Source organism: Bacillus sp. X1(2014) (assembly GCF_007678255.1).
Window position 1 is genome coordinate 25,726 of record NZ_VEED01000024.1, and the last position, 16,923, is coordinate 42,648.

A 16,923-nucleotide genomic window follows, 5' to 3' on the forward strand; every position below is an offset into this window, starting at 1 on the left:
ACTCCTTTCGTTTACCTATGCGGCATTACTTACCAGTTTTACCTTCTTTACGACGAACAAATTCACCTTCGTAACGAATTCCTTTACCTTTATACGGCTCCGGAGGACGAACTCCGCGAATATTTGCTGCTAATGCACCAACACGTTCTTTGTCAGTACCTTTGATAACGATTTTCGTGTTTGCAGGAACTTCGATTTCAAGTCCCTCTTCAGCTTCGATCTCAACTGGATGAGAGTATCCAACGTTTAATACAAGTTTGTTACCTTGCTTTTGAGCACGGTATCCAACCCCGATTAACTCTAGGCCTCTAGTGAAGCCAGTAGATACACCTTCAACCATGTTCGCAAGCACGGCACGAGTAGTTCCATGTAATGCGCGGTGTTCTTTCGCATCAGAAGGACGAGTGATTGTTACAAGATTCTCTTCCACAGTGATGGTGATATCAGTGTGGAATGTACGAGTAAGTTCACCTTTAGGTCCTTTAACTGAAACAGTATTGTTATTTAAAGTAACTGTTACTCCTGCTGGAATAACAATTGGTTTTTTTCCTACGCGAGACATTTAGTGCACCTCCATTCATTCAAAAGCTCAATTACCAAACGTAAGCTAATATTTCTCCGCCGATTTGTTTTGCACGAGCTTCTTTATCTGTAATAACACCTTGTGATGTTGATACTAATGCGATACCAAGACCATTAAGAACGCGTGGTACCTCAGTTGATTTTGCGTAAACTCTAAGTCCAGGCTTGCTTATGCGCTTAAGACCAGTAATAACACGTTCGTTACTAGCACCGTATTTTAAGAAGATACGGATGATACCTTGTTTGTTGTCTTCAATAAATTCGACATCACGTACGAAACCTTCGCGCTTTAAAATTTCAGCAATTTCTTTTTTCATATTAGAAGCAGGCACTTCTAACTTTTCGTGACGCACCATGTTCGCATTACGAATGCGAGTAAGCAAATCAGCAATTGGATCTGTCATGACCATTATTTTTACCTCCTTCCCAGACTTGGGTTTTACCAGCTAGCTTTTTTGACACCAGGAATTTGTCCTTTGTATGCTAATTCACGGAAACAAATACGGCAAAGCTTAAATTTACGATATACAGAGTGTGGACGACCACAACGTTCGCAGCGTGTATACTCTTGTACTTTGAATTTAGGCGTGCGTTGTTGTTTCGCAATCATTGACTTTTTAGCCACGTTTTCGCCTCCCTTATTTAAGGATTACTTTTGGAATGGCATTCCAAATTGAGTTAAAAGTTCACGAGATTCTTCATCAGTTTTTGCAGTCGTTACGATAACGATATCCATACCACGAACTTTGCTTACTTTATCGTAATCAATTTCAGGGAAGATTAATTGTTCTTTAACACCTAGAGTGTAGTTACCACGACCGTCGAATGCTTTTTTAGAAATACCACGGAAGTCACGTACACGAGGTAATGATACAGAAACTAATTTATCTAAGAATTCGTACATGCGTTCACCGCGAAGAGTAACCTTAGCGCCGATCGGCATACCTTCACGAAGACGGAAGCCAGCGATAGATTTTTTCGCACGTGTAACGACAGGCTTTTGACCTGTAATTGTTGAAAGCTCTTCAACCGCGTTATCGAGTGCTTTTGCGTTAGCAACTGCGTCACCAACGCCCATGTTCACAACGATTTTTTCAAGTTTAGGAACTTCCATAACTGATTTATAGTTGAACTTGCTCATAAGAGCAGGAGTAACTTCTTTTACAAATTTTTCTTTTAGGCGGTTCACTTATAGTACCTCCCTTCTAAATTTTAAACTATTTATCTAAAACTTCACCGGATTTTGCTACGCGTACTTTTTTGCCATCAACCGTTGTGGAACCTACACGAGTTGGGTTACCAGTTTTAGGGTCGATAGGCATAACGTTTGATACATGAATAGGAGCCTCAAAGCTAATAATTCCGCCTTGTGGATTCACTTGAGAAGGTTTAGAGTGTTTTTTCACAATGTTAACACCTTCAACTAGTACACGGCTATCTTTAGGATAAGCAGCTAGGATCACACCTGTTTTGCCTTTATCCTTGCCAGAAATAACTCTGACTTGATCACCTTTTTTCACATGCATCAGTAAGCACCTCCTTAAAGGCAATTGATTTTGAAATTATAATACTTCTGGAGCAAGAGAAACGATTTTCATAAAGTTGTTGTCGCGAAGTTCGCGGGCAACTGGTCCGAAGATACGAGTTCCACGTGGACTCTTATCATCTTTGATAATTACACATGCGTTTTCATCAAAACGAATGTATGAACCGTCAGGACGACGAGCACCGCTCTTTGTACGAACAATAACTGCTTTAACAACGTCACCCTTTTTAACAACGCCACCTGGTGTTGCTTGTTTTACTGTGCAGACGATAACATCACCAATACCAGCAAACTTACGGCCTGAACCACCAAGAACTTTAATCGTTAGTACCTCACGTGCACCAGAGTTGTCAGCAACTTTTAAACGTGATTCTTGTTGAATCATGTGTGTAACCTCCCTTCGGAATGAAGCTTAATCCGAACAATTAAATAATAACTGCTTTTTCTACAACTTCAACTAAACGGAAACGCTTAGTAGCTGAAAGCGGACGAGTTTCCATGATACGAACTACATCGCCGATTTTTGCTTCGTTTTGCTCATCATGAGCTTTATACTTTTTAGAATACTTAACGCGTTTACCATATAATGAATGCTTTTTGTGTGTTTCTACAAGTACTGTAACTGTTTTGTCCATCTTGTCAGAAACAACGCGTCCTGTGTAAACTTTACGTTGGTTACGTTCACTCATCGTGTGAACCTCCCTTCATTAATCACTTGTTAACGCTGATTTCTCTTTCACGAACAACTGTTTTCATACGAGCGATCGCTTTACGTACTTCACGAATGCGAGCTGTGTTTTCAAGTTGTCCTGTCGCCAATTGAAAGCGAAGGTTGAAAAGTTCTTCTTTTAAAGATTTTACTTTTTGTTCAATTTCAGCAGTGGTAAGGTCACGAAGTTCATTAGCTTTCATTTGATTCACCACCAATTTCTTCTCGTTTTACAAACTTACACTTAACAGGAAGTTTGTGCATTGCAAGTCGAAGTGCTTCACGAGCGATTTCTTCAGAAACGCCAGCGATTTCGAACATGATTTTTCCAGGCTTAACAACCGCTACCCAGCCTTCAGGAGCACCTTTACCGGAACCCATCCGAACTTCAAGAGGTTTTGCAGTGTAAGGCTTGTGAGGGAAAATTTTAATCCAAACTTTACCGCCACGTTTCATGTAACGTGTCATCGCAATACGTGCTGCTTCGATTTGGCGGTTCGTGATCCAAGAAGCTTCTAAAGCTTGTAGGCCGAATTCACCGAATGTCACTTCTGTACCGCCTTTTGCGTTACCACGCATGTTACCACGGTGTTGACGGCGATATTTTACGCGTTTTGGCAATAACATATTATTTGCCTCCTTCCACAGATTTCTTCTTAGTAGGAAGGACTTCTCCCTTGTAGATCCATACTTTTACGCCAAGCTTACCATAAGTAGTATCGGCTTCAGCAGTAGCATAGTCGATATCAGCGCGAAGTGTATGAAGTGGAACAGTTCCTTCGCTGTAATGTTCAGCACGAGCGATATCTGCACCGCCAAGACGACCAGATACTTGTGTTTTGATACCTTTTGAACCAGCGCGCATAGCACGTTGAATAGCTTGCTTTTGTGCACGACGGAAAGATACACGGTTTTCTAATTGACGAGCGATATTTTCAGCAACTAATTTCGCATCAACGTCAGCTCTCTTGATTTCAAGGATGTTGATGTGAACACGTTTGCCAGTTAATTGATTTAATGCTTTACGAAGTGCTTCAACTTCAGTACCGCCTTTACCAATAACCATACCAGGCTTAGCTGTATGCACTGTTACGTTTACACGGTTTGCAGCACGTTCGATTTCTACTTTAGAAACAGAAGCATCTTTTAAACGCTTCGTGATGTATTCACGAATTTTAAGGTCTTCGTGTAAAAGAGTAGCGAAGTCTTTGCCTGCGTACCATTTAGATTCCCAATCACGGATGATTCCAATACGCAAACCGACAGGATTTACTTTTTGACCCACAGCTTATCCCTCCTTCTTTTCTGATAATACTATTGTGATGTGGCTAGTGCGTTTGTTGATCTGGCTTGCACGGCCCATAGCGCGAGGACGGAAACGTTTTAAGGTTGGTCCTTCGTCAACAAATGCTTGTGCTACAACTAGATTGTTAACGTCCATTTCATAGTTGTGCTCAGCGTTTGCCATAGCTGATTTTAATACTTTTTCTACGATTGGAGAAGCAGCCTTAGGAGTGAGATTTAAAATCGCCACAGCTTCACCAATTTGCTTACCTCGGATTAAATCAACGACTAAACGTGCTTTACGAGGAGCAATACGAACTGTTCTTGCAACAGCTTTAGCTTGCATTTGGATGCCCTCCTCTCTTAACGTCTTGTTTTCTTGTCATCATTACCATGACCCTTGTATGCACGAGTTGGAGCAAACTCTCCAAGCTTGTGTCCTACCATGTCTTCAGTAACATATACAGGTACATGTTTACGACCATCATACACTGCGATAGTATGGCCAATAAATTGCGGGAATATTGTAGAACGACGTGACCAAGTTTTAATAACTTGTTTGCTTTCAGTCTCGTTCAACTTTTCTACCTTAACCATTAAATGATCATCAACGAATGGTCCTTTTTTTAAGCTGCGACCCATGAAGGAACCTCCCTTCGTGACTGTTCTACGGTTCTTTCTTTGAACCGTAGGAATATCACGTTATTTTTTACGACGACGTACGATAAATTTATCTGATTTGTTTTTCTTTTTACGAGTTTTGAATCCAAGAGTTGGTTTACCCCATGGAGACATTGGTGATTTACGTCCGATTGGTGAACGTCCTTCACCACCACCGTGTGGGTGATCGTTAGGGTTCATTACAGATCCACGAACAGTTGGACGCTTGCCTAACCAACGAGAACGACCTGCTTTACCAATGTTGATTAATTCGTGTTGTTCATTACCTACTTGACCAACTGTAGCACGGCATTCAGCAAGAATCATACGAACTTCACCAGAATTTAAACGTACTAAAACATATTTACCTTCTTTACCTAGTACTTGAGCGCTTGTTCCAGCAGAACGAACTAACTGGCCGCCTTTTCCTGGTTTTAACTCGATGTTGTGTACTACTGTACCAACAGGAATGTTTGCTAATGGAAGTGCGTTACCTACTTTAATATCAGCCTCAGGGCCAGACATTACTTCCATGCCAACTACTAGGTTTTTAGGAGCTAAGATATAACGCTTTTCTCCATCCACGTAATTGATTAATGCGATATTTGCAGAACGGTTTGGATCGTACTCGATTGTAGCAACGCGTCCTGGAATGCCATCTTTGTTACGTTTAAAGTCAATTAAACGATATTGACGTTTGTGACCGCCACCTTGATGACGAACAGTTAACTTACCTTGGTTATTACGGCCGCCTTTTCTCTTGACTGGAGCTAAAAGAGATTTTTCTGGAGTACTAGTTGTGATTTCTGCGAAATCAGAAGTAGTCATTCCGCGACGACCATTGGAGGTAGGTTTGTACTTTTTAATCGCCATTTTATTTCCCTCCTCTTCTTGATAGGTTCTTATGCTTCAAAGAATTCGATTTCTTTGCTATCAGCAGTTAATTTTACAATAGCTTTACGACGTTTGTTTGTGTAACCACCGAATTTTCCCATACGCTTGAATTTACCTTTGTAGTTCATGATGTTTACTTTCTCAACATCCACGCTAAAGATTTCTTCGATAGCATCTTTAACTTGTGTTTTGTTAGCTTTAACATCTACTTCAAAAGTGTATTTTTTCTCAGCCATTAGGTCAGTAGAACGTTCAGTGATAACGGGGCGCTTAATGATATCGCGTGCATCCATTATGCAAGCACCTCCTCTACTTTTTCAACCGCTGCTTTAGTCATGATTAATTTCTCATGATTAACAACATCTAATACGTTAATTCCGTCAGCAGTTACTACTGTAACACCAGGAATGTTGCGTGCAGATAATGCTACATTTTCGTCAAGATCCGCAGTAACGATTAACGCTTTTTTCTCTACAGAAAGACCATTTAATACAGTCTTGAATTCTTTTGTTTTCGGAGCATCGAAAGTTAATAGATCTAACACTAAGATGTTTTCTTCTAATACTTTAGAAGAAAGTGCAGATTTGATTGCTAAACGACGAACCTTTTTCGGTAATTTATAGCTGTAGCTGCGTGGTGTTGGACCGAATACAGTACCACCTCCGCGCCATTGTGGAGAACGGATAGACCCTTGACGAGCACGTCCAGTTCCTTTTTGACGCCATGGCTTACGACCACCGCCGCGTACTTCAGAACGAATTTTAGTTTTATGAGTTCCTTGACGTAATGAAGCTCTTTGCATAACAATCGCTTCGAATAATACGTGTTGGTTAGGCTCAATACCAAATACAGAATCATTAAGTTCGATATCTCCAACTTGAGACCCAGTTTGGTTTAATAATGCTACTTTAGGCATTCTTTGTTCCTCCTTTCTAAAAGGGTGACTATGCTTTAATTGCACCTTTAATTTTTAATAGAGCTTTTTTAGCGCCTGGTACATTACCTTTGATTAAAAGTAAGTTACGCTCTGTATCAACCTTAACGATTTCAAGGTTTTGTACAGTAATTTGTTCTCCGCCCATACGTCCTGGTAATAATTTACCTTTGAAAACGCGGTTTGGAGCAACAGGTCCCATTGAACCTGGACGACGGTGATAACGAGAACCGTGAGCCATTGGGCCGCGTGATTGTCCGTGGCGTTTAATTACACCTTGGAAACCTTTACCCTTTGAGATTCCTGTTACATCTACGATATCTCCAGCAGCGAAAATATCAACTTTGACTTCTTGACCAACTTCATAGCTTGCTAAGTCATCTCCGCGGAATTCGCGAACGAAGCGCTTAGGAGCAGTATTAGCTTTAGCAACATGTCCTTTTTCTGGTTTGTTAGCTAACTTTTCACGTTTGTCTTCAAAACCAACTTGAACTGCAACATAACCGTCACTTTCAACTGATTTCTTTTGAAGTACTACGTTTGGAGCTACCTCAACTACAGTTACAGGAATTAAGTTACCATTACTAGCAAATACTTGAGTCATACCAATCTTTCTTCCTAAGATTCCTTTGGTCATTTAAGTCACACCTCCTAAATTATTTATGATTTATTTTGATTAAAGTTTAATTTCGATATCAACACCAGATGGTAAATCTAAACGCATTAACGCATCAACAGTTTGTGGAGTTGGGTTAACGATGTCGATTAGACGCTTATGTGTCCGTTGTTCAAATTGCTCACGGGAATCTTTGTACTTATGAACCGCACGAAGAATTGTGTAAACAGTTTTTTCAGTTGGTAACGGAATTGGACCAGAAACTGCCGCACCAGAACGTTTTGCTGTTTCAACGATTTTTTCTGCAGATTGATCAAGAATTCTGTGATCATACGCTTTTAAACGGATACGAATTTTTTGTTTTGCCATTATTTTCCCTCCTTTATTCGCCTATTTTCTAAATAGACATTCTCAGTGAAAATTTCCCTCACACACTCGCCATGGCAAAGCGGCCGGGTGTGTCAGCAACCTTTCACATCATCGCAGTCAAAGACCAACATTGTCTATTATACATAAAACATAAAGCAAACGCAACACTTATTACAATTTTTTTCTTTATGTTTCTGTTTCGAACACTTTTCCTATTATAGCGGGTGATATTCACTTTTTCAACAGTTATTATTAAACTCCAGAAATATCCTAATTAGCAATTGTGGTGTCATAGAACACGTGCTGGCCAGCTTCTCAAAAATCTGCTTTATATTATTCATTATATATAGTAGAAACTCGTCTTTTTAACCGGTCAAAATGTTATTTCATTGTGTATTACAGTGTGAACCCCTTTGATAAACACTAATTTTCAAAGCATGTTCTATAAATCCCTCTTATCAATTACATCATGTGATTCGGTGCCACTATCAGGTGTTCTATAAATCTTCTTATTGACCATAACATGTGATACAACGCTTCTTTCAAGCTTTATAAACCCTTCTTATCGACCTCATCAAGTGGTTCACTTCCCTGTCAGGCATTTTATACCCTTCTTATAACCATCATGTGTTTCACTTCCCTATCAGGCTTTTTAAACCCTTCTTATCGACCTAATCTATGATTAAAAGACACAAAAAAAACAGATGGATCGTCATCCATCTGCTTTCATATCTTTGATCATCATCCACTTAGCACCAAAGGAGCTGCAGTTTCAAATTACTCAGTGATTGTAGTGATTGAACCTGAACCTACTGTACGTCCACCTTCACGGATTGAGAACTTAGTTCCTTCTTCGATAGCGATTGGAGCGATAAGTTCAACAGTCATTTCGATGTGGTCGCCAGGCATAACCATTTCAGTACCTTCTGGTAACATACAAATACCAGTGATATCAGAAGTACGGAAATAGAATTGTGGACGGTAGTTTGAGAAGAATGGAGTGTGACGTCCACCCTCTTCTTTTGATAATACGTAAACTTGTGCTTTGAACTTTGTGTGTGGAGTGATTGACTTTGGTTTAGCCAATACTTGACCACGTTCGATATCTTCACGAGCTACACCACGAAGAAGGGCACCAATGTTGTCTCCTGCTTCAGCGAAGTCAAGAAGCTTACGGAACATTTCTACACCTGTTACAGTAGTAGATTTTGGCTCTTCAGTGAAACCAACGATTTCAACTACGTCACCAACTTTAACTACACCACGCTCAACACGTCCTGTAGCAACAGTTCCACGACCAGTGATTGAGAATACATCCTCAACCGGCATCATGAATGGCTTATCAGTGTCACGAGTTGGAGTTGGAATGAACTCATCAACAGCGTTCATAAGTTCAAAGATTTTTTCTTCCCAAGCAGCTTCGCCTTCTAATGCTTTAAGAGCAGAACCTTTGATAACTGGAGTGTCATCGCCAGGGAAATCGTATTCAGATAATAGATCACGAATTTCCATTTCTACTAATTCAAGAAGCTCTTCGTCATCAACCATATCACACTTGTTCATGAATACAACAAGGTAAGGTACGCCTACCTGACGAGAAAGAAGGATGTGCTCACGAGTTTGTGGCATTGGGCCATCAGTTGCAGATACTACAAGGATACCGCCGTCCATTTGAGCAGCACCAGTGATCATGTTTTTAACATAGTCAGCGTGTCCTGGGCAGTCAACGTGTGCATAGTGACGGTTATCAGTTTCATACTCAACGTGTGCAGTAGAGATTGTGATACCACGTTCTTTTTCTTCCGGTGCACCATCGATTTGATCATATGCACGAGCTTCTGCTTTACCAGATTTAGCAAGTACAGAAGTGATTGCAGCAGTTAAAGTTGTTTTACCATGGTCAACGTGTCCGATTGTACCAATGTTAACGTGTGGCTTTGAACGGTCGAATTTAGCTTTACCCATTAGGAAATCCTCCTCTAAATTATAAAAATTTAATTATTATTATTTTATGTAAGCCGTGAGTAAGGTTGTCCCAAACCCACGACTTCCACTTCTTACATAGTAGTTATACTTTAACAAAGGATGAAAATCAATTATTCACCTTTATTTTTTTTGATGATTTCTTCAGAAACTGATTTTGGTACTTCTTCGTAGTGATCGAAGTGCATAGAGAATACTCCACGTCCTTGAGTACTAGAACGAAGTGCAGTTGCATAACCAAACATTTCTGAAAGTGGAACCATTGATCGAACTACCTGTGCATTTCCGCGTGCTTCCATACCTTCTACACGACCACGGCGAGCAGTGATTTGTCCCATGATATCTCCAAGATATTCTTCTGGGATAACTACTTCTACTCTCATCATCGGTTCAAGGATTACAGGACTACACTTAGAAGCAGCATTTTTAAGTGCCATAGATGCGGCAATTTTAAACGCCATTTCAGAGGAGTCAACATCATGGTATGATCCGTCAAATAGTCTTGCTTTAATATCAACTAGTGGATATCCAGCAAGTACACCACGTTGTAGAGCATCTTCAAGTCCAGCTTGAACTGGAGCGATGTATTCACGAGGAACAACACCACCAACAATACCGTTTTCAAATTCGAATCCTTTTCCTTCTTCGTTAGGTGAGAATTCGATCCAAACGTGACCGTATTGTCCACGACCACCAGATTGACGAGCGAATTTACCTTCAACTTGTGCAGAAGCACGGAAAGTTTCGCGGTAGGCAACCTGCGGAGCACCTACATTTGCTTCAACTTTAAATTCACGACGCATACGGTCAACAATGATATCTAGGTGAAGTTCACCCATACCAGCGATGATTACTTGTCCAGTTTCCTGGTCAGTATGTGCACGGAACGTCGGATCTTCTTCTTGAAGCTTTTGCAGAGCAGTAGTCATTTTGTCTTGGTCTGCTTTTGATTTTGGTTCAACTGAAAGTTGGATTACTGGTTCAGGGAATTGCATAGACTCTAAGATAACAAGGTTTTTCTCGTCACATAGAGTATCACCAGTAGTTGTATCTTTCAAACCTACAGCAGCAGCAATGTCACCAGCATAAACCTTTGAGATTTCTTGACGGCTGTTTGCATGCATTTGCAGGATACGTCCGATACGTTCACGCTTGCCTTTTGTAGAGTTTTGGACATATGATCCAGACTCTAGAGTACCAGAGTAAACGCGGAAGAACGTTAATTTACCAACATAAGGGTCAGTCATAACTTTAAATGCAAGAGCAGAAAACGGCTCTTCATCGCTTGAATGACGCTCAATAACTTCATCTTCATCATCAATAGCGTGACCTTTGATTGCAGGTACATCTAATGGAGATGGAAGGTAGTCAATAACTGCATCAAGCATTAGCTGAACACCTTTGTTTTTGAATGCTGATCCACAGATTACTGGATAGAATTCTACATTAACAGTACCTTTACGAATTGCTGCTTTAAGCTCTTCTTTAGAGATTTCTTCTCCACCAAGGTATTTTTCCATTAATTCTTCATCTAACTCAGCAACTGCTTCGACTAACTTCTCACGGTATTCTTCAGCTTGAGCCATGTATTCTTCTGGAATCTCACGAACTTCAATGTCAGTTCCTAAGTCATTTCCGTAAAATACAGCATTCATTTCCACTAGGTCAATGATTGCTTCAAACTGATCTTCAGCACCGATTGGTAACTGAATTGGATGTGCATTCGCTTGAAGACGGTCATGGATTGTTCCTACAGAATATAAGAAGTCAGCTCCAATTTTGTCCATCTTGTTTACGAAAACAACACGAGGTACACCGTAAGTTGTTGCTTGGCGCCATACAGTTTCAGTTTGAGGCTCAACACCAGATTGAGCATCAAGTACAGCTACTGCACCATCAAGTACACGAAGTGAACGTTCAACTTCAACTGTGAAGTCTACGTGTCCTGGTGTATCAATGATGTTTACACGATGGCCATGCCATTGTGCAGTTGTTGCTGCGGATGTGATTGTGATTCCGCGTTCTTGTTCTTGTTCCATCCAGTCCATCTGAGACGCACCTTCATGTGTTTCACCGATCTTATGGATACGGCCAGTGTAATAAAGAACACGCTCAGTGGTAGTCGTTTTACCGGCATCAATGTGAGCCATGATACCGATATTACGAGTATTTGCTAAGGAGAACTCTCTTGCCATTGGGTCTTTCTCCTTCCTAGTTTGAAAGTTTTTATATTGAAGGTTAGATTACCAACGATAGTGAGCAAACGCTTTGTTTGCTTCAGCCATTTTGTGTGTATCTTCACGCTTTTTAACAGATGCACCAGTGTTGTTTGCTGCATCCATGATTTCATTAGCTAAACGCTCTTCCATTGTTTTCTCTCCGCGGTTACGTGAATAGTTCACCAACCAACGAAGACCAAGAGTTGAACGGCGGTCAGGACGCACCTCAACTGGTACTTGGTAGTTAGCACCACCTACACGGCGAGCTCTAACTTCTAGTACTGGCATGATATTTTTCATAGCTGCTTCAAATACTTCCATTGGCTCTTTACCAGAACGCTCACGGATTGTATTGAATGCAGAGTAAAGAATTTCTTGAGATTTACCTCTTTTACCGTCAACCATCATTTTGTTGATTAAACGAGTAACTAATTTTGAATTGTAAAGTGGATCTGGTAACACGTCTCTCTTTGCTACAGGACCTTTACGTGGCATAATTTTTCCTCCTTTCAAAGAAGCTTCTATTTAAGTTGTTATTATTTCTTAGCTGCTTTTGGTCTCTTAGTACCGTATTTAGAACGACCTTGCATACGGTTGTTAACACCAGCAGTATCAAGCGCTCCACGTACGATGTGATAACGTACCCCTGGTAAGTCTTTTACACGTCCTCCACGAATAAGAACAACGCTGTGCTCTTGAAGGTTGTGTCCAATACCAGGAATGTATGCTGTCACCTCGATACCATTCGTCAAACGTACACGAGCATATTTACGTAACGCTGAGTTTGGTTTCTTTGGAGTCATTGTACCAACACGAGTACATACACCGCGTTTTTGTGGTGAAGATACATTGGTTTGAGATTTTTTGAAGCTGTTATAACCTTTGTTAAGTGCTGGTGATTTTGACTTTTCCTCTTTAGATTGACGAGGTTTACGCACTAATTGGTTAATAGTAGGCATTTATGTTTCCTCCCTTCATTATTTGTAAGCCCACACATCCAGGTGGTTCATTTTTTTGCAAAAACAAAGTTTTTGCAGACTTTCTATCTACAAAAACGCTTTTAGCTGATAATTGCAACAGTTGAAGCACCAACTTCAATCCCACATGCTTTTCCGAGTTTTTTCATCGAATCCACATAAAGGATAGGAACATTTATTTCAAGAGCTTCCTCAACAACTTTTGACGTTAACTTTAGATCAGCGTCGCTAGCAATGATTAACTCTCTCACATTACCTTCTTTAAGTGCCTTTACTGTTTGTTTTGTTCCTATAACGAACTTTTGTGCCTGTAATACTTTTTCATAAGACATCGTTCATATCCTCCAAAGTATCAGGTGAATAGGAGCACCTTTGATATAGTAACATCTTAATAAAAGGATGTCAACACGACATTTAATATTTTCTTAAAATAAGGAATCTGCATGTTAGCAGATTCCTTATTTTTATTAATCAATGGTCACTGTTTCTTCGGAAGTTGTATCACGAAGGACAGGCTCAGCTTTGCGGTAACGCTGCATTCCTGTTCCAGCTGGTACAAGCTTACCAATGATAACATTTTCTTTTAAGCCAAGTAATTCATCGCGTTTGCCTTTAATGGCAGCATCTGTAAGAACCCTTGTGGTTTCTTGGAAGGATGCAGCCGATAGGAATGAATCAGTTTCAAGCGACGCTTTTGTAATACCAAGTAATACCGGTCGTCCTGTTGCAGGCATTTTTCCTGCTAACAATGCCTTTTCGTTCGCATCAGTAAACTGGTGAATATCCAGAAGTGTACCTGGTAGTACATCTGTTTCACCCGCATCACCAACACGTACTTTACGTAACATTTGACGGACCATTACTTCCACGTGCTTATCGCCAATTTCTACCCCTTGCATACGATAAACCTTTTGAACTTCACGCAATAAGTACTCTTGGACAGAAGTAACGTCTTTGACTCTAATTAATTCTTTCGGATCAATAGAACCTTCGGTTAATTCTTCCCCACGAGCCACGTTATCATTTACAGCCACTTTTAAGCGGGCGGTATATGGTGCATTGTATGTTCTTGATTCAACTTCACCTTGAACAACAATTTCATGCTGGCGGTCACGGCCCTCGTTAATACCTACGACAACCCCATCAATTTCAGAAATAACCGCTTGACCTTTAGGGTTACGCGCTTCAAAAATTTCCTGGATACGTGGTAAACCTTGTGTAATATCGTCTCCGGCAACCCCACCAGTATGGAATGTACGCATCGTTAACTGTGTACCTGGCTCACCGATAGATTGGGCAGCGATAATACCAACTGCTTCACCAACTTCAACCTCTTGACCTGTTGCCAGATTTCGACCATAGCATTTCTTACAAACACCATGACGAGTGTTACATGTAAACGCGGAACGAATTTTTACAGTTTCAATGCCAGCATTCACAATCGCTTCTGCCAAATCTTCTGTAATTAAACCATTTTCAGGAACGAAAACTTCTCCTGTTTCAGGATGTTTAATAGCCTTACGTGCATATCGGCCAATCAAACGTTCGTCTAATCCTTCAATGATTTCAGTGCCGTCTTTAAGGGCGCTTATTGTGAAGCCGCGGTCTGTGCCACAATCGTCTTCACGAACAATAACATCCTGGGCAACGTCAACAAGTCGACGTGTTAAATAACCAGAGTCAGCTGTCTTAAGCGCTGTATCAGCAAGACCTTTACGGGCACCGTGTGTCGAGATAAAGTACTCTAATACTGTTAACCCTTCACGGAAACTTGATTTAATTGGTAACTCAATGATACGTCCAGCCGGGTTGGCCATCAGACCACGCATACCAGCAAGCTGCGTAAAGTTAGATGCGTTACCACGGGCTCCGGAATCACTCATCATAAAGATTGGATTCGATTTATTCAACGATTGCATTAGTTTACCTTGAATGGTATCTTTTGCAGCACTCCAGATGGCAATTACGCGGTCGTAACGCTCATCTTCGGTAATTAGACCACGTCTGAATTGCTTCATAACGCTATCTACTTTACCTTGTGCTTCATGAAGAATTTCCTGCTTCTCTGGAAGTACGACGATATCAGCTACACCTACAGTAAGACCTGCTTTGGTTGAATGTTTAAATCCTAAATCCTTCATACGGTCAAGCATTTTAGACGTTTCTGTAATCTTGAAACGTTTGAACACTTCAGCAATAACATTTCCAAGGATTTTCTTTTTAAACGGATCAATCAATGGCATCGACTGGATTTTCGCCTTAATATCTTCGCCTTTTTCAACGAAATATTTTACAGGTGTTTCAACTTCTAGATTCTGTCTAGTCGGTTCATTAATGTATGGGAATGATTTCGGCAGAATTTCATTGAAAATAAGCTTACCAACTGTAGTAATTAATAGCTTATTATTTTGTTCTTCTGTAAAAGTTTCATTTCCTAATGAACCTGCATGCACAGCTACACGTGTATGCAAATGAACATAGCCATTTTGATACGCGAGAATTGCTTCGCTTGTATCTTTAAAGATCATACCCTCGCCGACTGCGCCTTCTCTTTCAAGAGTCAAGTAATAGTTACCTAAAACCATGTCTTGGGAAGGAGTAACAACTGGCTTACCATCTTTAGGGTTTAAGATATTTTGTGCTGCAAGCATTAATAGTCTTGCTTCTGCTTGTGCTTCTGATGATAACGGTACGTGAACCGCCATTTGGTCACCGTCAAAATCGGCATTGTATGCAGTACATACAAGTGGATGCAGACGGATGGCCCGGCCTTCAACTAGAGTTGGTTCAAATGCTTGAATCCCTAGTCTATGAAGTGTAGGGGCACGGTTTAATAATACTGGATGCTCTTTAATGACATCTTCGAGTACATCCCAAACATCTGGAGATACTCTTTCTATTTTGCGTTTTGCAGATTTAATGTTATGTGCTAACCCTTTTTCAACTAATTCCTTCATAACGAAAGGTTTAAATAGTTCTAGTGCCATTTCTTTTGGAAGTCCACATTGGAACATTTTCAAGTTTGGTCCTACAACGATAACCGAACGCCCTGAATAGTCAACACGCTTACCAAGCAAGTTTTGACGGAAACGGCCTTGTTTACCTTTTAACATATGAGAAAGTGATTTCAACGGACGGTTACCCGGTCCAGTAACAGGACGTCCACGGCGGCCGTTATCAATCAAGGCATCAACAGCTTCTTGAAGCATCCGTTTTTCATTCTGAACAATAATACTTGGTGCACCTAGATCTAATAAACGTTTTAAGCGGTTATTACGGTTAATAACACGGCGATATAAATCATTTAAGTCAGATGTTGCAAATCTCCCGCCATCCAATTGTACCATTGGACGAAGTTCTGGAGGGATAACAGGAAGAACATCAAGAATCATCCAAGATGGCTCATTTCCAGAACCACGGAATGCTTCTAACACTTCAAGGCGTTTGATCGCACGTGTACGACGCTGACCTTGTGCGCTTTTTAATTCCTCTTTTAAACTGTCTACTTCCTTGTCTAAATCGATATCGAAAAGAAGTTTTTTAATTGCTTCTGCACCCATGGCAGCTTGGAATTTGTTTCCGTACTTTTCACGATATGCACGATATTCTTTTTCAGATAATAGCTGCTTCTTATCAAGAGCTGTATCTCCTGATTCCGTTACAACATAGGAAGCAAAATAAATAATCTCCTCCAAAGCTCTTGGAGACATGTCTAATACAAGACCCATCCGGCTTGGAATTCCTTTAAAGTACCATATATGTGAAACTGGCGCAGCAAGCTCAATATGCCCCATACGTTCACGACGAACCTTTGCTCGTGTGACTTCCACACCACAGCGATCACAAACGACACCTTTATAACGGACACGCTTATACTTTCCGCAATGACATTCCCAATCCTTTGTTGGACCAAAAATACGTTCGCAGAATAAGCCGTCCTTTTCAGGCTTTAATGTACGATAGTTAATCGTTTCTGGTTTTTTGACTTCTCCGAAGGACCATGAACGGATTTTATCCGGTGAAGCAAGACCAATCTTCATAAACTCAAAATTATTAACATCCAGCAAGGGGCCTACCTCCCTTTTGATATCTCCAGGTTTTACCCTTATCACACAATAAAGCGGAAGCGCGCGTCTTAGCCCCGACAAGC

23 protein-coding genes are annotated in these 16,923 nt (G+C 40.6%); all 23 read right to left on the bottom strand.

Going from position 1 to position 16,923, the window contains the following annotated elements; genetic code table 11:
- Positions 1 to 25 precede the first annotated feature (25 nt).
- Positions 26 to 562: a 50S ribosomal protein L6 gene (gene rplF, locus FS608_RS26535; protein ID WP_144555561.1), complete on the bottom strand. Its 537-nt coding sequence runs from the start codon at positions 560 to 562 to the stop codon at positions 26 to 28.
- A gap of 31 nt (positions 563 to 593) precedes the next feature.
- Positions 594 to 992 (bottom strand): 30S ribosomal protein S8, encoded by a 399-nt coding sequence (rpsH, locus tag FS608_RS26540; RefSeq protein WP_098573665.1) that lies wholly within the window; start codon positions 990 to 992, stop codon positions 594 to 596.
- Positions 993 to 1,021: 29 nt separating this feature from the next.
- A complete protein-coding gene (gene rpsN / locus FS608_RS26545) occupies positions 1,022 to 1,207 on the bottom strand; it encodes a 30S ribosomal protein S14 (protein WP_007085277.1) in 186 nt (61 codons plus the stop codon).
- Between the two features lie 24 nt (positions 1,208 to 1,231).
- The gene (gene rplE, locus FS608_RS26550; protein WP_026565534.1) at positions 1,232 to 1,771 is read right to left on the bottom strand and encodes a 50S ribosomal protein L5; all 540 of its coding nucleotides are present in this window, start codon (positions 1,769 to 1,771) and stop codon (positions 1,232 to 1,234) included.
- A 28-nt stretch (positions 1,772 to 1,799) separates the two neighbouring features.
- Positions 1,800 to 2,108, bottom strand: coding sequence for a 50S ribosomal protein L24 (gene rplX, locus FS608_RS26555; protein ID WP_144555562.1), 309 nt, complete (start codon positions 2,106 to 2,108; stop codon positions 1,800 to 1,802).
- A gap of 36 nt (positions 2,109 to 2,144) precedes the next feature.
- A complete protein-coding gene (gene rplN, locus FS608_RS26560) occupies positions 2,145 to 2,513 on the bottom strand; it encodes a 50S ribosomal protein L14 (protein ID WP_026565532.1) in 369 nt (122 codons plus the stop codon).
- Between the two features lie 40 nt (positions 2,514 to 2,553).
- A complete protein-coding gene (gene rpsQ, locus FS608_RS26565) occupies positions 2,554 to 2,817 on the bottom strand; it encodes a 30S ribosomal protein S17 (RefSeq protein ID WP_144555563.1) in 264 nt (87 codons plus the stop codon).
- A gap of 22 nt (positions 2,818 to 2,839) precedes the next feature.
- Positions 2,840 to 3,040 (bottom strand): 50S ribosomal protein L29, encoded by a 201-nt coding sequence (rpmC, locus tag FS608_RS26570; protein ID WP_007085282.1) that lies wholly within the window; start codon positions 3,038 to 3,040, stop codon positions 2,840 to 2,842.
- On the bottom strand, positions 3,030 to 3,464 hold the full coding sequence (rplP, locus tag FS608_RS26575) for a 50S ribosomal protein L16 (RefSeq protein ID WP_026565529.1): 435 nt from the start codon (positions 3,462 to 3,464) through the stop codon (positions 3,030 to 3,032). The genes rpmC and rplP overlap by 11 nt, the downstream gene beginning before the upstream one ends.
- 1 nt (position 3,465) lies before the next feature.
- The gene (rpsC, locus tag FS608_RS26580) at positions 3,466 to 4,122 is read right to left on the bottom strand and encodes a 30S ribosomal protein S3 (protein WP_026565528.1); all 657 of its coding nucleotides are present in this window, start codon (positions 4,120 to 4,122) and stop codon (positions 3,466 to 3,468) included.
- A gap of 3 nt (positions 4,123 to 4,125) precedes the next feature.
- Entirely contained in the window at positions 4,126 to 4,467 is a 342-nt protein-coding gene (gene rplV / locus FS608_RS26585; RefSeq protein WP_026565527.1) for a 50S ribosomal protein L22, read from the bottom strand.
- 17 nt (positions 4,468 to 4,484) lie between these two features.
- Positions 4,485 to 4,763, bottom strand: coding sequence for a 30S ribosomal protein S19 (gene rpsS / locus FS608_RS26590; protein WP_026565526.1), 279 nt, complete (start codon positions 4,761 to 4,763; stop codon positions 4,485 to 4,487).
- A 60-nt stretch (positions 4,764 to 4,823) separates the two neighbouring features.
- Positions 4,824 to 5,654: a 50S ribosomal protein L2 gene (gene rplB, locus FS608_RS26595; protein ID WP_144555564.1), complete on the bottom strand. Its 831-nt coding sequence runs from the start codon at positions 5,652 to 5,654 to the stop codon at positions 4,824 to 4,826.
- A gap of 29 nt (positions 5,655 to 5,683) precedes the next feature.
- Positions 5,684 to 5,971 carry a 50S ribosomal protein L23 gene (gene rplW / locus FS608_RS26600; RefSeq protein WP_186328910.1) on the bottom strand — a complete coding sequence of 96 codons (288 nt, stop codon included), beginning with the start codon at positions 5,969 to 5,971 and terminating at the stop codon, positions 5,684 to 5,686.
- Positions 5,968 to 6,591 carry a 50S ribosomal protein L4 gene (gene rplD / locus FS608_RS26605; protein ID WP_144555566.1) on the bottom strand — a complete coding sequence of 208 codons (624 nt, stop codon included), beginning with the start codon at positions 6,589 to 6,591 and terminating at the stop codon, positions 5,968 to 5,970. The genes rplW and rplD overlap by 4 nt, the downstream gene beginning before the upstream one ends.
- 28 nt (positions 6,592 to 6,619) lie before the next feature.
- Entirely contained in the window at positions 6,620 to 7,246 is a 627-nt protein-coding gene (gene rplC, locus FS608_RS26610; protein WP_026565522.1) for a 50S ribosomal protein L3, read from the bottom strand.
- 39 nt (positions 7,247 to 7,285) lie between these two features.
- Positions 7,286 to 7,594 carry a 30S ribosomal protein S10 gene (gene rpsJ, locus FS608_RS26615; protein ID WP_026565521.1) on the bottom strand — a complete coding sequence of 103 codons (309 nt, stop codon included), beginning with the start codon at positions 7,592 to 7,594 and terminating at the stop codon, positions 7,286 to 7,288.
- Between the two features lie 777 nt (positions 7,595 to 8,371).
- Positions 8,372 to 9,559 (bottom strand): elongation factor Tu, encoded by a 1,188-nt coding sequence (gene tuf / locus FS608_RS26620; protein WP_144555567.1) that lies wholly within the window; start codon positions 9,557 to 9,559, stop codon positions 8,372 to 8,374.
- 131 nt (positions 9,560 to 9,690) lie between these two features.
- On the bottom strand, positions 9,691 to 11,772 hold the full coding sequence (gene fusA / locus FS608_RS26625) for an elongation factor G (RefSeq protein ID WP_144555568.1): 2,082 nt from the start codon (positions 11,770 to 11,772) through the stop codon (positions 9,691 to 9,693).
- 48 nt (positions 11,773 to 11,820) lie between these two features.
- Complete coding sequence (gene rpsG / locus FS608_RS26630; RefSeq protein ID WP_144555569.1) at positions 11,821 to 12,291, bottom strand: 30S ribosomal protein S7; 471 nt, start codon at positions 12,289 to 12,291, stop codon at positions 11,821 to 11,823.
- 41 nt (positions 12,292 to 12,332) lie between these two features.
- Complete coding sequence (rpsL, locus tag FS608_RS26635; protein ID WP_026565517.1) at positions 12,333 to 12,755, bottom strand: 30S ribosomal protein S12; 423 nt, start codon at positions 12,753 to 12,755, stop codon at positions 12,333 to 12,335.
- A gap of 101 nt (positions 12,756 to 12,856) precedes the next feature.
- Positions 12,857 to 13,105, bottom strand: a complete 249-nt coding sequence (locus FS608_RS26640) for a 50S ribosomal protein L7ae-like protein (protein WP_144555570.1) — start codon at positions 13,103 to 13,105, stop codon at positions 12,857 to 12,859.
- 135 nt (positions 13,106 to 13,240) lie between these two features.
- Positions 13,241 to 16,840, bottom strand: coding sequence for a DNA-directed RNA polymerase subunit beta' (gene rpoC, locus FS608_RS26645; protein WP_144555571.1), 3,600 nt, complete (start codon positions 16,838 to 16,840; stop codon positions 13,241 to 13,243).
- Positions 16,841 to 16,923 lie beyond the last annotated feature (83 nt).